Below are 21042 nucleotides of genomic sequence, written 5' to 3'. Positions count from 1 at the left end.
TTAATTATATTTTTTTACGATTAATGCGGAGTTGGTTCCCCCAAATCCGAAAGAATTCGACAAAAATACGTCAATTTTTTGACTTTTTGTTTCGGCCACCAGATTTATCCTTTGGGCTTCATCATCAGGATGTTCCAGGTTGATGTTGGGGGCGATAAAATCATTCTGCATCATCAGGATCGAGTAGATTACTTCACTGGCACCGGCCATCCAGCATTCATGCCCGGTCATGGATTTTGTGGAACTTACCGGAACTTCACCGCCGAAGATTTCGTAAATTGCTTTGGCCTCGTTGGCATCGCCGATCGGGGTAGAAGTGGCGTGGGCATTGATGTAATCGATGTCCTGAGCGCTTAAGCCCGACTGTTGCAGAGCTCTTCCCATCGCCAGGGCCGGCCCGTCTACATTCGGGGTCGAAATATGTCCGCCGTTTGAAGAAAAACCGTACCCTACGATTTCTGCGAGGATATTCGCCCCTCTTTTCTGTGCCGATTCCAGGCTCTCAACAATCAGCGTTGCACCGCCGCCGCTCGGGATCAATCCGTCCCTTCCGGAATCAAAAGGCCTGGAAGCTTTCGTCGGTTCGTCTTCCCGTACGGAGAAAACACCCAGACCGTCGAAGCTCGCCATCGAATATTTATTGGTTTCCTGTGCGCCTCCGCACACGATCATGTCCTGGAAGCCGTTTTTAATCATCATAAAAGCCAGCCCCAGAGCATGAGACCCGCTGGCACATGCCGCACTGATGGTGAGATTAATTCCCCTTAATTTAAAAATCGTTGAAAGATTCATCGTCACTGTAGAGTTCATCGATTTGAAAATCGCTCCCGAACCCATCAGGGTCGTATCTTTTTTCTCTCTGGCAATGTCTATCGATTCTACAACAGCCTTGGAGACACTGTCGTTTCCATATAAAATTCCTACCTCGTTATGATCTAAAAAGTTCTGATCTATCCCTGCCTGCTTCAGGGCATCTAAAGTGGCAATATAGGCATACTCGCTTTCTTCGCCCATGCTCACCCGTTGCCTGCGGTTCAGGAGATTCTTCAGATCCGGCTTGGGAACAACGCCCGTAAGCCCCGACCTGAAGCCGAACTCCTTTCTTTCGTCTACTAAAAAGATACCGGATTTTCCCTGATATAGAGATTCCTTCACCTCTTCCAAAGAAGTTCCGATACAGGAATAAATTCCCATTCCGGTAATGACAACCCTGTTTTCCATTTATTAAATGTAACAATTTATCGGTGTAACCGTGTAACAATTTTTGACCGATCTGCTTCTATTGGCAAACCGATATATGGGTATATTGTCACATTGGTACATTGGTATATTATTTTATGAGTAGATTCCTCCGTTAATATTAATGACTTCGCCGGTGATGTACGATGATTTTTTCGAGGCTAAAAAGGCCACCAGATCCGCTACCTCTTCCGCTTCACCGAACCGGTTGGCCGGGATCATGGCTTTCAGTTCATCTTCATTGAATTCCTGCGTCATATCCGTTTTGATGAACCCGGGGGCTACCGCATTGACGGTAATATTTCTTTTTGCCACTTCCTGCGCTAAGGCTTTTGTGGCCCCTACCAGGGCCCCTTTGGCCGCAGAATAATTCGTCTGCCCGGCCGTCCCTTTTACGCCGGAAACAGAAACCATATTGATGATCCTTCCGTATTTGTTGCGCAGCAGCTTCTGGATAAAGAAGTTGGTTACATTAAAAAACCCGTTCAGGCTGGTGTTGATTACGGCATTCCAGTCCTCGCTCGGCATCCACATGAAAAGTCCGTCCCGGGTAATTCCGGCATTGTTTACAATCACCTCAACGAGTGCTTCCGGATTGTTTTCCTGCCATTGGGTTAAAATACTTTGTGTTTCTCCGGCATTGCCGACATCGAATTTCAGGATCTCTCCTGTAGCACCCAGTTCTTCAACTTTAGCCAGCGTTTCTTTTGCCGCCGCTTCGTTGGAGGTATAATTGATCAGCAGGTGGTAATTTTTCTCTTCTGCCAGTTTGATACAGATTGCTCTTCCGATTCCCCTGGAGCCGCCTGTGATGATTGCACATTTCATGTGTTGCGTATGTAAGTTTTAGTTTTTGTATCTATTTTTATGACCACTTCTTTAAGCCGGAAGTTACAAGCCCTTCAGATAATTTTTCACCTCTTCCTGGTACGGATACATCACCATATCCTTTGAAAACGCGGGAATAATCTTTCTTATTTTGTCATACAGTTCTTTTGTAGCCGATGAGATTTGATCCTGAAAGCCAAGATATTCGATTGCCTGAACGATGGTGATGGCTTCAATCGTCAATACTTCAAAAGCATTTTCGATCACTTTCCGGCAGATGACCGCCGCATTGGTTCCCATGCTTACGATATCCTGATTGTCATTGTTATTCGGGATACTGTGAACATACATCGGGTTGGAGAGCATCTGGCTTTCCGCCGTAGTGGAAGTAGCCGTAAACTGCACGCCCTGCATTCCGAAATTGAAGCCTAATTTTCCGAGATTCACAAACGGAGGCAGAATCTCGTTGATTTTAGAGTTTAAAAGATAATTCAGCTGTCTTTCTGCGAGCATCGTCAGTTTTGTAACTACGATTTTCAGCTTGTCCATTTCCAGTGAAATATAATCGCCATGGAAATTTCCGCCGTGGTAAACGTGCTGGTCCTCCACATTGATGATCGGATTATCATTGGCAGAATTGATCTCGTTTTCCAGTACGGCTTCGGTATATTCCAGCGTATCAAGCACAGGACCCAGAATCTGAGGCACACACCGCAAAGAGTAATATTCCTGAACCTTTTCTTTAAAGACTTTTTCCTGTTCTTCAAAATGCGTATATAAATGGTCGGCTCTTTTCCGGATCAGCTTGCTGTCGGACAGATGGGTCCGCATTTTCGCAGCCACTTTCTGCTGGCCGGCATGAAGCTTGGTTCCGTTCAGCACTTCCGATAAATGGTCGTCGTAAGCCTGGACAATCTCATTAATCGCACAGGATAATTTTAAAGAAATATCAGTTAACTGATTCGCTTTATGTGCATTCACCACACCAATCCCGGACATCACGGAAGTTCCGTTCATCAGGGCCAGCCCTTCACGGATTTCCACCCGGATCGGCTCCAGTCCTTCCGCTTCAAATATTTCTTTCGTCGGTTTTCTTTCTCCCTTGTAAAAGACTTCCCCTTCTCCGATCAGTACCAGAGCCAGGTGGGCCAGCTGCACCAAATCACCGCTTGCGCCTACTCCGCCGTGTTCAAAGATCAACGGTGTAATATCCTTGTTTATTAATTCTTTAAGAAGATTAACTACCGACTGATGGACACCGGACTTTCCGAGAGACAGCGTATTCAGCCTCGCCAGCATACAGGCCTTTGCTTCATCGGCAGGAAGCGGGTTTCCCATTCCGGAAGAATGGCTCCGGATCAGGTTGTACTGAAGCTGATGCGTATCTTCGTCGCTTATTTTGAACTGGGCCATCGGTCCGAAGCCCGTATTCACTCCGTATATTACTTTATTTTTTGAAAATTCTTTCAGAAACAGGAAACTTTCATCCACTCTGGAAAGAAGCGTTTCATCCAGTTCTATTTTTTCATTCTCCATGATGACTTTTTTAAAGTCGCTCAGTGTTAAAAAGTTATTTATTTTCATTAATTAAAAAGTAATAAGAAGATAATTTTGTAATTATTAATTAATTGTCATTAATTTTGCGGCAAAGATAGAAGTTATTATTAAAATAAAAAATCAAGATGAGCAAAGAATTTGTTGACGTTCTTGTAATCGGCGCCGGGCCTTCCGGGTGCGTATCTTCTTCATACTTAAAGAAGAACAACGTCAGCGTAAAAGTTGTTGAAAAAACGAAGTTTCCCAGACTGGTGGTCGGGGAAAGCCTTATTCCGCGGGTAATGGACCATTTTGATGAAGCCGGCCTGTTCCCGGCCCTGGATAAAATGGGCTTCGAGAAAAAACTGGGCGCCCGTTTTTTAAGAGGCAACGAAGTGTGCATTTTTGATTTCAGCAATAAATTCGGGGAAGGCTGGGACTGGACCTGGCAGGTTCCGAGAGCGGATTTTGATAATGTTCTGGCTCAGGAAGTGATCAACAAGGGCGTTGACCTGGAATTTGAAACCGAAGTCACCGGTATTGAATTCAACGGAACAGATTCTGTAACGACTGTAAAAACGAAAGACGGCGAAACAAAAGAAATTCATGCTAAATTCGTTATTGATTCCAGCGGCTACGGAAGGGTACTGCCCAGGCTGCTGGATCTTGAAAAGCCGTCGAAGCTATCGCCCCACTCTGCGATCTTCTCTCATGTAAAGGATATCAACCGGGAAGAGGGCACTGAAGGAACCCTGATTTCATTTGATATCATCGAAACCGAAGTGTGGCTTTGGGTAATCCCTTTCTCCAACGGAAATACCAGTGTCGGCATTGTCGGACCTACCGAATATATCGACAGATTATCCGAAAACGGCGATGCGGCGGAAGCTTTAAGAAAAGCCATTTCTTTGTCGGATTATTACGTAAAGCGCTTTGGGGATGTGGAATTCCTTTTTGAGCCGAAGCATCTGAAAGATTATTCCTGCTCGGTAAAAACATTATTCGGCGACGGGTTTGCCCTGACAGGTAATGCTTCCGAATTTCTGGATCCCGTTTTCTCTTCGGGGATGGCTTTTGCCACGGAATCCGGGATGCTGGCCGCCAAATTAGCCTTACGCCAGCTGAACGGTGAAACCATCGACTGGCAGAAAGAATATTCGGATTATATTTTGTACGGTGTAAATGTTTTCACGACTTATGTAAAGGAGTGGTATACCGGAAATCTCCAGGAGCTGTTTTTCCACCAGCCGGAAAACCCGGATGTGAAGAGGAAAATCTGCGCCGTGCTGGCCGGCTACGTCTGGAACAAAAAGAATACTTTCGTAAGAATACATAATACGGCGATAAAAAATTTGGCCGAGTTTATAAAAACGGAAAAGCAACAGGCATAAAAAATACGCTTCCATCACCGGAAGCGTATTTTTTTATCTGATTTTTCTACCTGATCTTCTTTTCGATCATATGGGCCAATGTCTTTGCTGTTTTGGCATATCCTTCCGAAATCCGGTCGTTGTTATTCGGCAATCCTACAAAATTATCGCCGGGCGCATTTTTGCTGTCAATTTCCAGTAAGACATGGGAAGGGTCTGCGGTTTCAACAAATTTCAGAAGCGTACTCAGCTTCGACGGCTGGTTCATGACGACTGCGAACCAACCCGGATAAATCCATACCGTTTCCACGATCAGGGTATACTTTGCTGATTAATTGTTTACTGATGTTTTAATATCCGTGTTTTTATTCATCGATGCCAGAAATTTATCGACAAACTGAGTGGTCTTGGAATATTCCCAGTCTTTTTTCCACTTTTCGAATTCATCCGGGCTTTTTCCGGCTTTCCGGATATCATTTTCCTGTTTGGCAAGATAGGCCGTTTCATCCATATTTTCTTTATAAAAGGTCATGTGGCTGTAATCCATCTGGAGGTTCAGCTCGGTCTGTCCTTTTAAGAAATCGAAATTCCCGGAAGTTACTTTCATCTTTTGCGCACAGACCATGCCCATTAAGAAAACAAAAAAGGCGAATGCTAATTTTTTCATGAGTTATTAATTGATGTATTGTTTTTAGTTTCTTAGATCGGTAAAGGTAATCGGCTTCCTGCTATTCGGATGGAACACGGTTTTGGACAATACTTCGAAATCCAGGATTTCAATTTTCGGGCTTACCCGTAATTTGGCCCTGAAATGGTCCCGCACTTCATTCACAAACGTTTCGGAATCGCTGTCGGTACTGATCCTGATGATGATTTCATCCAACCCTATTTCATTCGACTGGATCACGATCTGGTAACACAGGATATTGCTGAAATCATTCAGGATATCATTCATTGCCGGCGGATAGAGCGTGGTTCCTTTGTATTTGATCATCTGCTGTTTCCTTCCGAGCACCGGTCCCAGCCGCATCGTATTTCTTCCGCATGGGCACGGCTCGTAATGTGCCTTTACGATATCGCCGGTCTTAAACCGTAATAGAGGCAGGGCTTCAACTCCTAAAGTAGTAATGGTCAGCTCTCCGCTCTCTCCTTCTTTTACCGGGTTTCCATCATCATTCAGGATTTCGGTAATAATCAATTCCGGGTGATGATGTCCGCCGATCTGCTGATCACACTCCGTAAAAGCGGTACTCATTTCGGTGGAAGCATAGGTAGAGAAAAGCCTGATATTCCATTTCTCTTTAATCTTCTTCGATAAAATATTATCCGTAAAATCCTGATTTTTGATGCTCTCTCCTATACAAACCGCTCCATACACGCTGGAATTCTGATAATCGATTCCGTGCTTTTCGGCATAATCGATCATTTTCAGCAGGAAAGAAGGAACGGTAATCAGATATTTTGGTTTGTACCGGAAGATAGAATCCCACTGCAGTTCCGGAATCCCCGGCCCCATACGGATAACGCTGGCTCCCATTTTCCGTAGTCCTAAAAAATAAGCCAGCCCGGCCATGAAGCGTTTGTCGATGGTCGTAATCATCTGCACCACATCGCCTCTTTGGATTCCCGCACAGGCGAAGGAAATTGCTTCATTGTATGCCAGCCGTTCCAGGTCATTATCGGACAAACCGAACGTTACCGGATCGCCCAAAGTCCCGGAAGTGGTGCTGTAGTCCACAATCTTATCCGGGGTGATGCAGAAAAAGTCGTCATTGTTCTGCTGGATATCGTTTTTCGTTGTCGTGGGGATTTTCTGCAGATCTTCCAGCGTACGGATATCGGCAACCTGAATATTGTTTTCCCTGAATACCCTTTGATAAAAAGGCGAATGCATGTCAAGATACGCCAGCAGTTCCTGAAGTTTCTGCTCCTGCACTTTTTGTATCTCCTGGACGGATGCTTTTTCGATGGATGGATGAAATTCCAAGGCTTCTTATTTTTTAGAGGACAAATTTATTTAAAATTAAAAGACTATCGAGCAATGAACCCTAAAAATAAAGCCCGGCAGCTTGCAGAAAATGTTTTTTTAAAAATTTCAAAAATTATTTTTTAGACGTCAAGTTTTGTCGCTACCGGCATTGATCTTTGCATCAGAGAGGTTGAGATGATGCCATAAGATCAATCTCTATTTATCTAAAACATAGTATAAACCAAAATACAATATTAATCATGAAAAAACCTGAATATGAATTTTAAAAACACTTTAAAAGGAATGGACGATTTTGATAAGATCGCCCGGGAGATATGGGCCGATATGAGAGGAGAAAAAGTTGCCACCAATTCCATAGAACCCTTTTTTACCAACCTTTGGGTGGATGAAAGGAAGATTTTCTCATTACTTGCTTCGTCAACCGATTTTAATACCTACCTGTTTGATGCAGAGAAAAACTTTATCAATTATTCTCAGGAAGTAGAAAAAGTAAATCTGAAAGACATACCTCCGGCAAAGATCGATAATGTAAGAGTAAAGGCTAAAATGATTGAGAAATTAATGATCCAAGAGCCTGAATTGGATGAAAAACAATTTCAAAACTCATTTCTGGAACGCCTTGATAAAAAGGTCTGGGTGAATATAAGCCCGGGATATATTGACCCCCGAAAATATACCCATCATACGGCGATTGGAATCCGGGAGCGAAAAATAGAATGTACGATCAATATCCCTTATCGTAATTACCACCGGGAAGCCACAAAAACCGTAATAAATGAGACGGAAGCCACTGCCCATTATTCTTCAGAATCTCCTGATGCCATACAGATCAGGCTGAGTGATGCCGAAGACTACATGGCTGCTATTACTTACCTTTTTCCGTACCATCGACAGGAGGCGCAGGTTGCGCTTATAACTCATTTTGAAGAGGCAGGAAACGGTCTTACTTCTATTGATGACCTGATGTTCTTCTATAATCAGCTTCCAAATTTTGCCCTGACCGGGGTGGATTATAAAGGAAAAGCAAAGAAGCTTTCAGACGAGCTGTTATGGGATCATTTTTTACAGTTTTTGAATTTTGATTCCCAGCTAATCCGCGATGTAGATTCAATAGGGAAAGCTGCTGCTCTGGCAGCAGAGCCGTTCAGAGACAAGAGCCGTTATGCGATCCGTATCCTTACGGCAATATCCGGAGAATTTGTTTACCGAAAGATTAAAAACGACCCTAAGCTCATTCTGCATATTTATCATTCTCTGGATGGAGAAAGCGTATACATGGGAAAAGGCATTATTTCAGATACGAATCAGGCTGCCCATGGTCAGTTGTTTGAAAACAGGGAACTTTTTGTCATCTATGTAACCGCTTTCATGCAGGCTCAGCATGCAACGGATGATGCCCACCAACCTTTACAAAGAGGTTCTCTTTTCGCACTGGGCGTCAGCAGGGATTCTGATACGATAGAAAGACATTGTGATCTTACAGGATATTTTATGGAAGGAGATCCTGACAATATCGTAACCCTGATCAATACGGTAAAAGTGTTTAATCTGAAAACAGAGAAAATTGAAGCTGAAAACGAAATTGAAAACGGAGAATTCAGGCCACTGGATATGCTGCACCTCAAAGTGTATGAACAGGAAAAACTTCGGACAGGTAAGGTTCAGACTCATGAAACCGACACTGAGGTTCCGGCTTTGTTTCTTTATCATATCGCTCAGACAAAAGCTGCTGAAGATGCATTAAGATGTCTTCGCGTCGCCGCGGATCTCATGGTGATCTCCGCCAGCCTTGCAACCATTGAATCCGGAGTTTCGGGATTGCCTTTATATGCGGCTTATGCAGATATCGGAATGACCCTTTCAGACTTTTATATAGAGACCCGGCTCAGAGATGAGCTTAAATTCACCACTAAAGGGAAAAAACTTCTGGAATTATGGGATGACATTTATATGGTCCAGGGCACAGCAGGTGCCATGGCAAGCATGTTACCAAAGGCAGAAAAAGCCTTGGACGTCACGGTAGAAGTCCTGTATACATCCAGGTATCCGCGTCAACAGGAAAGTTTACAAAAATTAATTAAAAATGCATTATATTCGTTTCCGTTAAGGAATTATTCTAAAAACGGATTAAGGGTTCTTTCAAAGGATGGTATAAAAAGCTTTACCACGCACGCTACTGATTTTGAGAAGCTGAAAGTGCTTTTTATAGAAAATGCAAAGAAAGAGGTAGCAGTACTTTATAAAGGGAAAAAGTTCTTTCAAGCAGATTCCGCCGGAAGAACGGGGAAATTCCTAGATTATCTTTACAGGAAGGCTGGCGGTAATATTACAAAGCTTGATCAAGAGATGAGCCGTCTTGCAGGAATGGCGGAAAATCTTCCTCCTAACTTCAGTATGAAAGCTGAAGAGTTTGAAGCAGGATGGAAAGCTCTTCAAGAAGCTATAGTTGAAAATAAAATTTCTAGTGAAAATGCACTGGATTATATCTATGAAGTACTACCATATTTTAATCATCATGTAGTAAATGGAGAAGTCGTTATGATTTCTAATACCAACTGTGTAAACGTTGTTAAAAATTTAATAGAATATCTAACGACAGGTGAATTAAAGACTGCACTACCTTCTGAAGGACAAGAAGTTGATTTATTAGAACAAATTTATAATGATAAATTTAAACCAACAACTTTGGAAGATCTTAAGGCAGAGAAAGGAATGAAAGAAGGAGAAATTGGGATTATTTTTGCCTACAAAAATATTTCCACAACTATTAAAGGTCATGTTTTTAATATTGTTAAAAAGAATAACAGGCTGATTCTGCCCGATGGACAGTTTGGAATATTAGCCAGAACAAGAGACTATAAATATTTTGAATATATTAAAGTAAAATAAGATGATGCTAAGCAATGAAAAAATAGATAAAATCGCGGAAAGATATGTAAAAATGATATCTGAAAATATAAATGTAGAATTAATTATTCCTAAAGATATTATAATTGATAAACCTTATGGAAGAATTTATTTTTATGGAGCTAAAGATTACAAGAAACATCGATTGGCAGGAAATGGACCTTTTCTGGTGAAAAATGACACCGGTATTGTTATTCCATTTGGTACCGCTATGGATGTTGATTACTATATTAGAGGATATGAGGATGGTACCTGGAAGCCCGCATCATATGGTATTTGGGATCCTAATTAAAATTAATAGATTTACTCTTATATTAAATTAAAAATCATGATGTTAAAAGAACAAGAAGTAATAGAAATTGCGAAAAATCATGTGAAAAACCAGAGTGAAAAAAGTGGATATGATCTTGTCATCTTGGATAATGCCGAAATTAAGAAACCATACGGAATAATATTCAGATACAATACAAAAAAATTCAATCAGACAAGAGATTACAATGATAAAACATTAATTGGAAACACTCCATTCCTGGTTGAAAATAAAACTGGTAAAATTATAATATTCGGTTCTTCACAAGACTTAGACTATTATATTAAGGAATACGAAGCAGGCAGATGGCCGGATATGTCAAGACTCAGCGATTTCCAATAACAAAAAAGCCTTCTTTTGACAGGTGTCATTCTTAAAAGAGGTAAGCTTTAATACCTATTAAGCCTCTGAATAAATTTAATTTCCATAAAATTCACCCGTCCACTATTCCACATTGACCATTCACCTTTCACTTTATTTTTCTGAAACAGAACATTTTCATGGGAACGATCAAAATAAAACATATATTATAAACCGGTAAATTTTAGTAAATTTGCCAACTTAATTAATCAACGATATTGATCTGATACAATGAGCCAGTTTAAAGAATACAAAAACCTCAACCTTATTGACGTCGCCGAGAACATCTCGGAATTCTGGAAGCAGAATAAAACCTTCAGTAAAAGTGTTGAGATCCGTGAGGGGCAGCCTGAGTTTGTTTTTTATGAAGGTCCGCCTTCGGCAAACGGTATGCCCGGAATTCACCACGTAATGGCCAGGGCACTAAAGGATATTTTCTGTCGTTACCAGACCCAGAACGGAAAGCAGGTTTTCCGTAAAGCGGGTTGGGATACCCACGGACTTCCGGTAGAGCTTGGTGTGGAAAAAGAATTAGGAATCACCAAAGAAGATATTGGCAAAAAAATTTCAATCGAAGATTACAACAAAGCCTGTCGTGAAGCGGTGATGCGCTATACGGACGTATGGAATAACCTTACCGAAAAAATCGGGTACTGGGTAGACCTTAATGATCCGTACATCACGTACAAATCCAAATACATGGAAACCGTCTGGTGGCTGCTGAAACAACTGTACGATAAAGAATTACTGTACAAAGGGTATACGATCCAGCCGTACTCTCCGAAAGCCGGAACCGGACTTTCTTCGGCAGAATTAAATATGCCGGGAACCTACCACGACGTTTCGGACACCACGGTGGTGGCCCAGTTCAAGGTAAAGAAAGAATCTTCCGAACTGTTTAGCGATGTGGACGGAGACGTGCACATCCTGGCATGGACGACAACCCCATGGACGCTTCCTTCCAACACGGCTCTTACTGTAGGAAGAGATATTGAATATGTCCTGGTAAAAACTTTCAACCAATACACTTTCGAGCCGGTAAATGTTGTTCTGTCAAGAGTGCTGCTGTCTAAAGTTTTCGGGAAAAAATATACTGAAGGAACGGATGAAGATTTTGAGAATTATTCTGCAGAAAACAAAACAATTCCGTTTAAAATTCTAAAAGAATTCACCGGAGAAAAACTGGTGGAAACCCGGTACGAACAACTGGTTCCATGGTTTACCCCGAATGACCATCCTGAAAATGCCTTCAGGGTAATTTCAGGGGATTTCGTAACCACGGAAGACGGTACGGGAATCGTTCATACGGCGCCGACTTTCGGTGCGGATGATGCACGGGTTGCCAAAATGGCAAAACCTGAAGTTCCGCCGATGCTGGTAAAAGATGAAAACGACAACCTGGTTCCGTTGGTAGACCTTCAGGGAAGATTCATCAAAGGGGAAAACGTTCCTGAATTGTTCTCCGGGAAATACATCAAGAACGAATATTACGATGAAGGAACTGCTCCGGAGAAATCCTGGGATGTAGAGCTGGCGATTTTACTGAAGACGGAAAACAAAGCCTTCAAAGTAGAAAAATATGTCCACAGCTATCCGCACTGCTGGAGAACGGACAAGCCGGTATTGTATTACCCGCTGGATTCATGGTTTGTGAAAATGACGGCCGTAAAAGAAAGGCTCGTGGATTTAAACAAAGAAATCAACTGGAAACCGAAATCAACGGGAGAAGGGCGTTTCGGCAACTGGCTGGAAAACGTGAATGACTGGAATCTTTCCCGTTCAAGATACTGGGGAATCCCGTTACCGATCTGGCGTACGGATTCTTCGACAGGCTCCGCACAGGAAGAAAAAATCATCGGTTCCGTGGAAGAACTGTACAACGAGATTGAAAAATCCGTTTCGGCAGGGTTCATGAAAGAAAATCCGTTTAAAGGTTTTGTGATCGGCAATATGGCTGAATCCAATTATGAGCTTGTTGATCTGCATAAGAATGTAGTGGACAAGATCATTCTGGTTTCGGATTCGGGAGAGCCGATGAAGCGTGAAAGCGATCTGATCGACGTCTGGTTCGACTCGGGTTCGATGCCGTATGCCCAGCTGCACTACCCTTTTGAGAATAAAGAGCTGATCGACAACAACAAAGCCTTCCCTGCCGATTTTATCGCAGAAGGGGTTGATCAGACCCGCGGATGGTTCTACACGCTTCATGCGATCGGAACCGCGGTATTCGATTCGGTAGCGTATAAAAATGTAATGAGCAACGGGCTTGTTCTGGATAAGAACGGACTGAAAATGTCTAAATCCAAAGGAAATGCCGTAGATCCGTTTGAAACCCTTTCGGTATATGGACCGGATGCTACGCGTTGGTACATGATCTCCAATGCGAATCCGTGGGAAAACCTGAAATTCGATATCGAAGGAATTGACGAAGTAAGAAGGAAATTCTTCGGAACCTTATACAACACCTATTCTTTCTTCGCTTTATACGCGAATGTAGACGGATTCAGCTATTCCGAAAAAGAAGTAGAAAACCGTCCGGAAATCGACCGGTGGATTTTATCGGAACTTAACTTACTGATTAAAGAAGTTAAAGCTTTCTATGAAGATTACGAACCGACGAGAGTCGCCAGAGCGATCAGTAATTTTGTGAACGACAACCTGAGCAACTGGTACGTAAGGTTGTGCAGAAGACGTTTCTGGAAAGGCGATTATTCGGAAGATAAAATCTCCGCTTACCAGACCTTATATACCTGCCTGGAAACGGTAGCCAAATTATCCGCACCGATTGCCCCGTTCTTTATGGATCAGCTTTACCAGGATCTGAATAAAGTAACCGGAAAAGACACGGCGGAATCCGTCCACCTGACGGATTTCCCGGTAGCCGATGAAAGCCTGATCGATCAGGACCTGGTGGAAAAGACCCATCTGGCACAGAACATCACCAGCATGGTGTTCTCTTTAAGGAAAAAGGAAACCGTAAAAGTACGTCAGCCGCTGCAGAAAGTACTGATTCCGGTTTTAGATAAAAAAACGGAAGAGCAGATTCTGGCAGTTGCAGAACTGATCAAGCAGGAAGTTAACGTGAAAGAACTCCAGCTGATTAATGCTGAAGAAGCGTCGCATCTTATTGTAAAACAGATCAAGCCGAATTTCAAGGCCTTAGGTCCGAAATTAGGGAAAGATATGAAGACAGTAGGCGGAGCGATTGCCGGTCTTGAACCGGAACAGATCTCAAAGCTTGAAAAAGAACGGAAACTTGAAGTTCAGGGGTATGAAATTACGCTTGACGATGTGGAAATTTCCACCAAAGACATCCCGGGATGGACGGTAACTTCCGACGGGAAAACAACTGTGGCATTAGATTTGACGTTGACAGAAGAATTAAAATCTGAAGGGATCGCCAGGGAATTCATCAACAGAATCCAGAACCTGAGAAAAGAGAAAGATTTCGATTTAACGGACAAAATTACCATCTTCCTGGAAGAAAACTCACCATTCCTTGAAGATATTAAGAAGAATGAGGAATATATTTCTTCAGAAGTCTTGTCAAATAAAATAGAAATTGTATCTTCACTTTCAAATTTTAACGAAATCGAGATCGATGAGGTTAATTTTAAGATAAATGTTGAAAAAATTTAACATATAGTTATTGTTTTTCAATTTTGATTTCATAATTTTATTAAAAAAGAGAAAAATGATTATGTCAGACGAAAGAGTAAGATACAGTGATGCTGATTTACAGGAGTTTAAAGCAGTAATCCGGGAGAAAATAGAGAAAGCGGAAAAAGATTTGCAGCTGATCAGAGAGAGTTTCATCAACGACCAGAATAACGGTACCGATGATACTTCCCCTACCTTCAAAGCATTTGAAGAAGGTGCTGAAACGCTGAGCAAGGAGCAGAATTCTATTTTGGCAGGCAGACAGGAAAAATTCTTACGCGATCTGAAAAACGCTCTGATCAGAATTGAAAACAAGACCTACGGGATCTGCAGGGTTACCGGCAAACTTATTCCTAAAGAAAGGTTATTCGCCGTTCCTCATGCAACTTTAAGCATCGAAGCGAAAAATATGCAGAAATAACCATCCGGTTATCTACAATACATTGGGTTTATATCGTATTTCACGGAATACTTTATAAACCTGATTTTTTAATATAGGCCCATGAGCGAAATACTTATTGTAGGAATTATTGTTGTTGCCGTACTGGCGTTCTTCAATTGGGAACGGATCAGAAACAGGTTCTTTCCGGATGAAAAGCGAAATTACACGATCGATGACCAGTTCAATTCCGAAAGACGCGACCGGGAAAAAGAAATAGACCGCCTGCTGGGCAAGATAGGCAAAAACGGAGTAAAAGACCTTTCTGAAAAAGACCGGAAAAGGCTCGACGAACTTTCCAGAAAATAGAAAAACTTATATCAAGACAATGGAATCCATAATTGTGCACACCAAGAATGCTATGGAACTGAACGCCCTGAAAAGCGTTTTAAAGGAAATGAACATTAAATTCGAGAAATTCCATACCAAAAACACGCACCACAATGAGAAGACGATTAAAAAAATCGTTGACCGTAAAAATGAGAAAATAGGAAAACCTTCTAAACCAAAAGGCCTGTAATGAAGAAGATCGCACTTGTCACCTTTCTTATTTTACTGATCGACCAGGCTTCCAAGATGTATGTAAAAACGCATTTTGAGCTGAATGAAAGCATTCCCGTTATTCAGGGATTTTTTAATAAAACCTTTGTAGAAAACCCGGGAATGGCTTATGGCTTCCATTTCGGAGGGATTATCGGTAAATACTTTCTCGTGATTGTAAGGATTTGCCTGATCGGAGGAATGGTGTATTTGTTTAAAAAATGGCTTCAGAAAGGCGAATCGAATTACCTGCTGATTCCTATGGCCATGATTTTTGCAGGAGCTATCGGAAATTTAATTGACGGGATGTTCTACGGAATGATTTTCGACAGCGGAACCATTTTCGACGAAAGTACCGGCCGTTGGATCGGATATGGCGGCATTTCACACTTCGTCCCTTTCGGGCACGGCTATTCTACGTTCATGAAAGGCTGTGTGGTAGATATGCTCCACTTCCCGATCGTCGACTGGAACGTTCCTGAAAGCTGGCCGCTGATCGGCGGAAAGCATATTGAATTCTTTAAATATATTTTCAATGTTGCCGATTCTGCCATTACCGTAGGGGCAGCCCTTCTCCTGATTTTCAGAAAAAGAGCCTTTCCGAACGGACTGGAATTCTAAGCATTATCCACGATGAAGAAATTAATTAAGAACATACTTAAAATTTTCCTGCTCCTATTTGTAGCAGGAATTATTTTTATTGCCTGGGCCAACTACAGCATGAAAAGAAATACGGAAGCTTATATTTCCTACCTGATGACTGATCTTCCCGATACGAAAACAGGCCTGCTCCTGGGAACAAGCAAAAATCTGGACAACGGCCAGCCCAATGCCTATTTTCTATACAGGATCCGAGCTGCTGCCGATCTGTTTAAAAGCGGAAAAATCCAATATCTCATTGTGAGCGGAGACAACAGCCGGAAAGATTACAACGAGCCGGAAGATATGCAGCAGGCACTGATCGGATACGGTGTTCCCGAAAACAGAATATTCCTCGACTTTGCCGGATTCAGGACCTTGGATTCCGTGGTAAGGGCAAAGGAAATTTTCGGACAGGAAAAGCTGATCATTATCTCCCAGAAGTTCCATAACGAACGGGCGGTGTTCCTTGCCCGTGAGCATGGAATGGAAGCTTACGGCTATAATGCGCCTGACGTCAACAAATATGCAGGCTTTAAAACCAACGTAAGGGAATATCTGGCTAAAACAAAAGCCTATCTGGATCTCATGACGGGTGTTGAACCAAAGTATGGAGGAAAGAAAATTCAGATTCCTTAACCTGATGAAATTTCTAGGGATCGTTCTGCTGTTAATTCTTATTTCCTGTAAAAAGGAAAATATTTATTATTACGCCGATAAAAAACCGATCAAAGACAGCACTGTCATCCGTTTTATTGATGATGAGCTTGAAAAATTAAAAATAGATCCGGAAGAAAAGAATTTGGAAGTTTATACGGCCCTGGATTCTGCTTCGTACAAAAACAATGCAGATTCCATAAGAAATAAAATCTTTAACAAATCCCTTTCCTATAATCTCAAACCTCAGTATAGAAAGGCATTTGACGATTGGTTCAGAGAAAAAATCATTGTCGTGGACAACAGGACAGGAAAAATCATTAATTATTACAGTTCTTTTAAAAACAAAAAATATGACCGGAAAGATGTTTCGCTTAGCGGATTGAGAAGGCTAATCCGGACAGGAAGCATTCTTTACAGAAATCCCGGCACTGAAATTCCCGGTAATTACCTCTTCGAGCATTCCTATCCGCTCGTATCCGGGAAGGAACTTGAAATAAGCCGGGATGAAGCCCTGTTCCTATCGAAATTCGGTATTGCCGTTAAAGAATCCTCCTACTTTTGCAACTTTATTTCATTTCAGGATGCTATCGGCCTGTTTCGTGCCTGTAACGATGGCTCTGCCGGGAAACCTTTTGTTATAGACCGGATTTTTAAAAACGGAAAAAAAATCTATACCCACCGAAATAAGCTGCGGAAAATTTTCAACAAGGAATCATCAGAGAAAATAAGGTATCTCCTGTCTTACATGAAAGACCATTCCTTCGGCGCATTTAAGAAACAGCTTAAAAACACTGAAAATTTAATTTTCTTTGGTGCCGGATACGATTATTTTACGATGGTCAACGACGGCAAATACACCTATTTTATTTACATTTCGGGAGTTGTTGTTACCAACCTTAAGAAAAAAGAGTATAAGGTTATTCTTCCGGGCATGTTTAAAAGGATCGAAATTCAATACTACAACGCGATCCGAAAATAATTTTAACTAAATTTGCAATTCATTAATTTTAAATATAAATTTTAAACAATGTCAAGAATTCTTACCGGCATTCAAGCCACCGGAACCCCGCACCTCGGGAATTTACTGGGTGCTATTATTCCTGCAATTGAACTCTCCAAACAGGAAGGAAACGAATCCTTTTTATTTATCGCGAATCTTCACTCGCTTACCCAGATTAAAGACGCGAAAGAACTGAAACAGAATACCTATGAGATTGCTGCGGCTTGGCTTGCTTGTGGGCTGGATACCGAAAAAACCTATTTTTACAGACAGAGCGACATCCCTGAAACCTGTGAACTTTCTTGGCATTTATCATGTTTTTTTCCGTACCAGCGACTGACGTTAGCACATTCTTTTAAAGATAAAGCAGACCGCCTCCAGGATGTGAACGCAGGGTTGTTCACCTACCCGATCCTGATGGCTGCCGATATTCTTCTGTATGACGCGGAAATCGTTCCTGTAGGAAAAGACCAGCTTCAGCACCTGGAAATTGCACGTGACGTGGCTTCACGTTTCAACAACCAGATGGGAGAAGTTTTCGTGCTGCCACAATCCGAGCTTCAGGAAAACACCAAATATGTTCCGGGAATAGACGGCCATAAAATGTCTAAATCCAGAGGAAACATCATCAACATCTTCCTGCCGGAAAAAGAGCTTAAAAAACAGGTGATGAGCATCGAAACCGACTCTAAATCTTTGGAAGAGCCTAAAGATCCTGAAACCGATAAGGTGTTTGCAATCTATCAGCTGGTGGCAACGCCTGAGCAGACCGAAGCATTAAGAGCAAAGTATCTGGCCGGAAACTTCGGGTATGGCCATGCAAAAAAAGAACTGCTGGACCTGATTCTGGTACGGTTTGAGAAAGAAAGGGAACTTTTCTCGTATTACATGAACAATCTGGATGAACTCGAAGCCAGGCTTCAGGAAGGAGCGGCAAAAACAAGAGTGATCGCGACGGAAACGATGAAAAGAGTAAGGGAAAGTTTAGGAATTTAATAGCCTAATTGTAATATCGCTTCAATCACAGGTTGAAGCTAATAACAACCCCTGGAAGGATTTCGTAAACAACGGCTTCTTTTCAGGGGTTGTTAATTTAACGTATTCGAAGAAGAATCCGGATTAACAGGCTGGAAACAGAAAGCAGAATGCCGGAAGTTGATCTTGTCAGGATAGGATCAAAGGCTTTGATATTGAAACCAAATATTTTTCATTCCACCAAAGAGCGTTCTTAGGTAGTTCTCAATGCCTGATTTATATTGTTTTAAAGTTCCGAAGGGATGGCTTACTACAGGATAGGATGAAATCCTGTCAGATGTGTAACTGCTTATTTGTTCTGCCAGGAGGAATTCCATTTAAAATCCTGACTGGATCATTTTAAATTTTATTTTTGAATTAAGTAATAGCTGAATATAATTTCAATACAGTCGAATTCATGTTAATTTTAAATATACCAATTGATTTTAATACATAGTCAAAAGTTAGAATATCTTCTAGTTCTCTATTGTTTTTGAAAACTAAAATTACCGGTTAAATTGTTCTTTGTCCATATTCCGCTGCTTTCGGAATCCTTCAAGTAACCTGAAAATTTATAATTGCTTTTGGTATTCATATCAAATTTTCCGTTGAAACTGACATAGCCGCTAATTGGTTCTTTCATATTGCCCGGAAGCAAAGTAATTTCTCCGTCCATATTGCCGTCTTTTTTTACTGTAAATGCAATAGAACCATTAGCGTCTCCGCTGAAAGTGCCGGACCAATTGCCCTGAAATCCCGAATTTACCTGTCTTGCGCTTTCTTCATCAGAGATGCATGAGCATAAAGAGAACAAAACAACAAACAGGAATACAATATTGGTTTTCATGAAAGTCTTTAATTAATTTTAATTCTATAAATATTCTTTAATCTGCAAAAGGTGCTTAATCACTTTCAGTCCTTCCCCTTCTTTGTTTTCATTCAGGACATCAAAGAAGATGACATCCATCCCGAAGCGTTGGGCTCCGGTGACATCCGCGATCCAGTCGTCACCGATGAGCATGCTGTTTTCTTTTTCCGCTCCGGCAAGATTTAGGGAATATTCGAAAATTTCCGGCCTGGGCTTCCGTACGCCTACCGTATCGGCGCTGGTAATGGTTTTAAAATATTTGTCGATTCCCGAGAGGATGCATTTCCGTTCCGTCACTTCTTTAAAGCCGTTGGAAATGATGTGTAAAGTGTAATGCTTTGCTTTAAGATATTCCAGGATATACCCTGCTCCTTCTACCAGTTTGTTATGGTTAAGGATTTTATCCAGGAAATGTTCCTCAAAATACACCGAAAGGGTTTCATCATCCACCTCAAAGCGTCTGAAAGTATCGTAAAAACGGTGCTTTCTCAGATATTCCTTATCGATGATCCCGTCGCGGATATCTTCCCACAGCTTTTCATTGATTTCGTGATAGACTGAATGGAATTCATCAAAAGCAATATTGTATTTCAACCCGATCTCTTCTTTATTAAAAAGTTCCTGGATGGTAAGATAGGCATTCCGGCGGTGGTCCCAGAGCGTATTGTCGAGGTCAAAAAAAATGTGCTGAATTTTCATACAGCACAAAATTAATTTTAATTTTTGGAAATCGGATAATTCTTGCCCGGGGTTTTCACAACCTCTACACTCTTTGAAAAGCTGAGCAAAAACTCAATGGTTTGTTTCTTAGGTTTCAAAGCTTTCACTTTTAAGGAATCATTTTTTCTCATAGGCGAACGAATGTTTTTCCTTAAAACGGGAATATTCCGAAATTATTATCTATCGTGTCAAGACAATATGATTTTCATCCATGATTTTTCTCAGGTTGATCAAAGCGTACCGTACCCTTCCCAATGTGGTATTGATGCTCATATCGGTATGGTCTGCGATTTCCTTGAAGCTCAGACCGTCAAAAAATCTTAGCTTGATCACTTCCTGCTGGTTCTGCGGCAGAAACTGGAGCATCCTTAAAAGGTCTTCCTGGATCTGGTTGGTCACCAGCTGGTCTTCAATATTTTCGGAAGGTTCTTTCAGCAGGTCAAAAATAGAATACTCATCGGTTTCGAAAGTCGTCTCGGAAACCTTGATATTTTTGGCTTTTGCCCTGAAATGGTCGATAATAAGGTTATGGGCAATTCTTTTAGCCCAAAGAATAAATTTTCCTTCCTCGTTATAGCGTCCTTCTTTCAGCATCACAATGATTTTCATGAACGTATCCTGAAACACATCGTTTGCCAAATCTTCATCATTAATTTTGTAAAAAATGAATGTAAACAGTTCTCTCTGATGGCGGTGAATAAGGGTAGACAGCGCCGCTTCGTCTCCTTTCTGGTAAAGGGAAATTAGTAAACTATCCGTTTTTGATTTCATAACTTCTTCTCAATAAATATACTTGCCGAAGATAATTTTTCCAGATATTTCATCTGGCTTCAGCGGTAAATACAAAACAATTCTTCAGAGTAAAGTATAATCAATAGGCGGATACAATTTTTCTATGTTGTAAATATAATAAATTTTTAATAACTGTTAACCATTTATTAACTTTTTACAAGAAAAATTTA

21 protein-coding genes are annotated in these 21042 nt (G+C 41.4%); 12 read left to right on the top strand and 9 right to left on the bottom strand.

What is annotated here, in order from left to right:
• The 3 genes from CHA01nite_RS08085 to flxA all read right to left on the bottom strand — a co-directional run bounded on the left by CHA01nite_RS08085 (window position 1) and on the right by flxA (window position 3651).
• Window positions 1-1221 carry a beta-ketoacyl-[acyl-carrier-protein] synthase family protein gene (locus CHA01nite_RS08085; RefSeq protein WP_146940806.1) on the bottom strand — a complete coding sequence of 407 codons (1221 nt, stop codon included), beginning with the start codon at window positions 1219-1221 and terminating at the stop codon, window positions 1-3.
• 114 nt (window positions 1222-1335) lie between these two features.
• Entirely contained in the window at window positions 1336-2067 is a 732-nt protein-coding gene (flxB, locus tag CHA01nite_RS08080; RefSeq protein WP_146940805.1) for a flexirubin biosynthesis SDR family reductase FlxB, read from the bottom strand.
• Window positions 2068-2130: 63 nt separating this feature from the next.
• The gene (flxA, locus tag CHA01nite_RS08075; protein WP_146940804.1) at window positions 2131-3651 is read right to left on the bottom strand and encodes a flexirubin biosynthesis tyrosine ammonia-lyase FlxA; all 1521 of its coding nucleotides are present in this window, start codon (window positions 3649-3651) and stop codon (window positions 2131-2133) included.
• A gap of 98 nt (window positions 3652-3749) precedes the next feature.
• On the opposite strand from flxA, the gene CHA01nite_RS08070 reads away from it, so the two are divergent.
• Window positions 3750-4994 carry an NAD(P)/FAD-dependent oxidoreductase gene (locus tag CHA01nite_RS08070; RefSeq protein ID WP_146940803.1) on the top strand — a complete coding sequence of 415 codons (1245 nt, stop codon included), beginning with the start codon at window positions 3750-3752 and terminating at the stop codon, window positions 4992-4994.
• Between the two features lie 46 nt (window positions 4995-5040).
• Here the strand turns inward: CHA01nite_RS08070 and CHA01nite_RS08065 are convergent, their stop codons facing one another.
• Genes CHA01nite_RS08065 through flxY form a run of 3 tightly spaced genes read right to left on the bottom strand, consistent with a single transcriptional unit; the run spans window position 5041 to window position 6960 of the window.
• On the bottom strand, window positions 5041-5283 hold the full coding sequence (locus tag CHA01nite_RS08065) for a hypothetical protein (RefSeq protein ID WP_146940802.1): 243 nt from the start codon (window positions 5281-5283) through the stop codon (window positions 5041-5043).
• 21 nt (window positions 5284-5304) lie between these two features.
• Window positions 5305-5640, bottom strand: a complete 336-nt coding sequence (locus tag CHA01nite_RS08060; protein ID WP_146940801.1) for a hypothetical protein — start codon at window positions 5638-5640, stop codon at window positions 5305-5307.
• 24 nt (window positions 5641-5664) lie between these two features.
• Window positions 5665-6960, bottom strand: coding sequence for a flexirubin biosynthesis putative acyl-CoA ligase FlxY (gene flxY / locus CHA01nite_RS08055; RefSeq protein WP_146940800.1), 1296 nt, complete (start codon window positions 6958-6960; stop codon window positions 5665-5667).
• 258 nt (window positions 6961-7218) lie between these two features.
• On the opposite strand from flxY, the gene CHA01nite_RS08050 reads away from it, so the two are divergent.
• From CHA01nite_RS08050 to trpS, 11 genes are all read left to right on the top strand, one after another.
• Window positions 7219-9852 carry a hypothetical protein gene (locus CHA01nite_RS08050; RefSeq protein WP_146940799.1) on the top strand — a complete coding sequence of 878 codons (2634 nt, stop codon included), beginning with the start codon at window positions 7219-7221 and terminating at the stop codon, window positions 9850-9852.
• 1 nt (window position 9853) lies between these two features.
• Entirely contained in the window at window positions 9854-10162 is a 309-nt protein-coding gene (locus CHA01nite_RS08045; RefSeq protein ID WP_146940798.1) for a hypothetical protein, read from the top strand.
• Window positions 10163-10198: 36 nt separating this feature from the next.
• A complete protein-coding gene (locus tag CHA01nite_RS08040; RefSeq protein WP_146940797.1) occupies window positions 10199-10522 on the top strand; it encodes a hypothetical protein in 324 nt (107 codons plus the stop codon).
• Between the two features lie 249 nt (window positions 10523-10771).
• A complete protein-coding gene (gene ileS, locus CHA01nite_RS08035) occupies window positions 10772-14179 on the top strand; it encodes an isoleucine--tRNA ligase (protein ID WP_146940796.1) in 3408 nt (1135 codons plus the stop codon).
• Between the two features lie 61 nt (window positions 14180-14240).
• Entirely contained in the window at window positions 14241-14621 is a 381-nt protein-coding gene (locus tag CHA01nite_RS08030) for a TraR/DksA family transcriptional regulator (RefSeq protein ID WP_146940795.1), read from the top strand.
• Between the two features lie 81 nt (window positions 14622-14702).
• Window positions 14703-14948, top strand: coding sequence for a DUF6576 domain-containing protein (locus tag CHA01nite_RS08025; RefSeq protein ID WP_146940794.1), 246 nt, complete (start codon window positions 14703-14705; stop codon window positions 14946-14948).
• A gap of 19 nt (window positions 14949-14967) precedes the next feature.
• Complete coding sequence (locus tag CHA01nite_RS08020; RefSeq protein WP_146940793.1) at window positions 14968-15159, top strand: DUF2683 family protein; 192 nt, start codon at window positions 14968-14970, stop codon at window positions 15157-15159.
• Window positions 15159-15800: a lipoprotein signal peptidase gene (locus CHA01nite_RS08015; RefSeq protein ID WP_146940792.1), complete on the top strand. Its 642-nt coding sequence runs from the start codon at window positions 15159-15161 to the stop codon at window positions 15798-15800. The genes CHA01nite_RS08020 and CHA01nite_RS08015 overlap by 1 nt, the downstream gene beginning before the upstream one ends.
• 12 nt (window positions 15801-15812) lie before the next feature.
• Complete coding sequence (locus CHA01nite_RS08010) at window positions 15813-16457, top strand: SanA/YdcF family protein (protein WP_146940791.1); 645 nt, start codon at window positions 15813-15815, stop codon at window positions 16455-16457.
• Window positions 16429-17457 carry a hypothetical protein gene (locus CHA01nite_RS08005; RefSeq protein WP_146940790.1) on the top strand — a complete coding sequence of 343 codons (1029 nt, stop codon included), beginning with the start codon at window positions 16429-16431 and terminating at the stop codon, window positions 17455-17457. The genes CHA01nite_RS08010 and CHA01nite_RS08005 overlap by 29 nt, the downstream gene beginning before the upstream one ends.
• 48 nt (window positions 17458-17505) lie before the next feature.
• A complete protein-coding gene (trpS, locus tag CHA01nite_RS08000; protein ID WP_146940789.1) occupies window positions 17506-18474 on the top strand; it encodes a tryptophan--tRNA ligase in 969 nt (322 codons plus the stop codon).
• Window positions 18475-18976: 502 nt separating this feature from the next.
• On the opposite strand, the gene CHA01nite_RS07995 is transcribed toward trpS, so the two are convergent.
• The 3 genes from CHA01nite_RS07995 to CHA01nite_RS07985 all read right to left on the bottom strand — a co-directional run bounded on the left by CHA01nite_RS07995 (window position 18977) and on the right by CHA01nite_RS07985 (window position 20851).
• A complete protein-coding gene (locus CHA01nite_RS07995; protein ID WP_146940788.1) occupies window positions 18977-19339 on the bottom strand; it encodes a hypothetical protein in 363 nt (120 codons plus the stop codon).
• A 24-nt stretch (window positions 19340-19363) separates the two neighbouring features.
• Window positions 19364-20059 (bottom strand): YjjG family noncanonical pyrimidine nucleotidase, encoded by a 696-nt coding sequence (locus CHA01nite_RS07990; RefSeq protein WP_146940787.1) that lies wholly within the window; start codon window positions 20057-20059, stop codon window positions 19364-19366.
• A gap of 201 nt (window positions 20060-20260) precedes the next feature.
• The gene (locus tag CHA01nite_RS07985; protein WP_146940786.1) at window positions 20261-20851 is read right to left on the bottom strand and encodes an RNA polymerase sigma factor; all 591 of its coding nucleotides are present in this window, start codon (window positions 20849-20851) and stop codon (window positions 20261-20263) included.
• Window positions 20852-21042: the final 191 nt, after the last annotated feature.

The organism is Chryseobacterium hagamense (assembly GCF_007991455.1).
GTDB lineage: Bacteria > Bacteroidota > Bacteroidia > Flavobacteriales > Weeksellaceae > Chryseobacterium > Chryseobacterium hagamense.
Note: the sequence above shows the minus strand (reverse complement) of the source record. Positions and strands in the feature narration are given on the sequence as shown.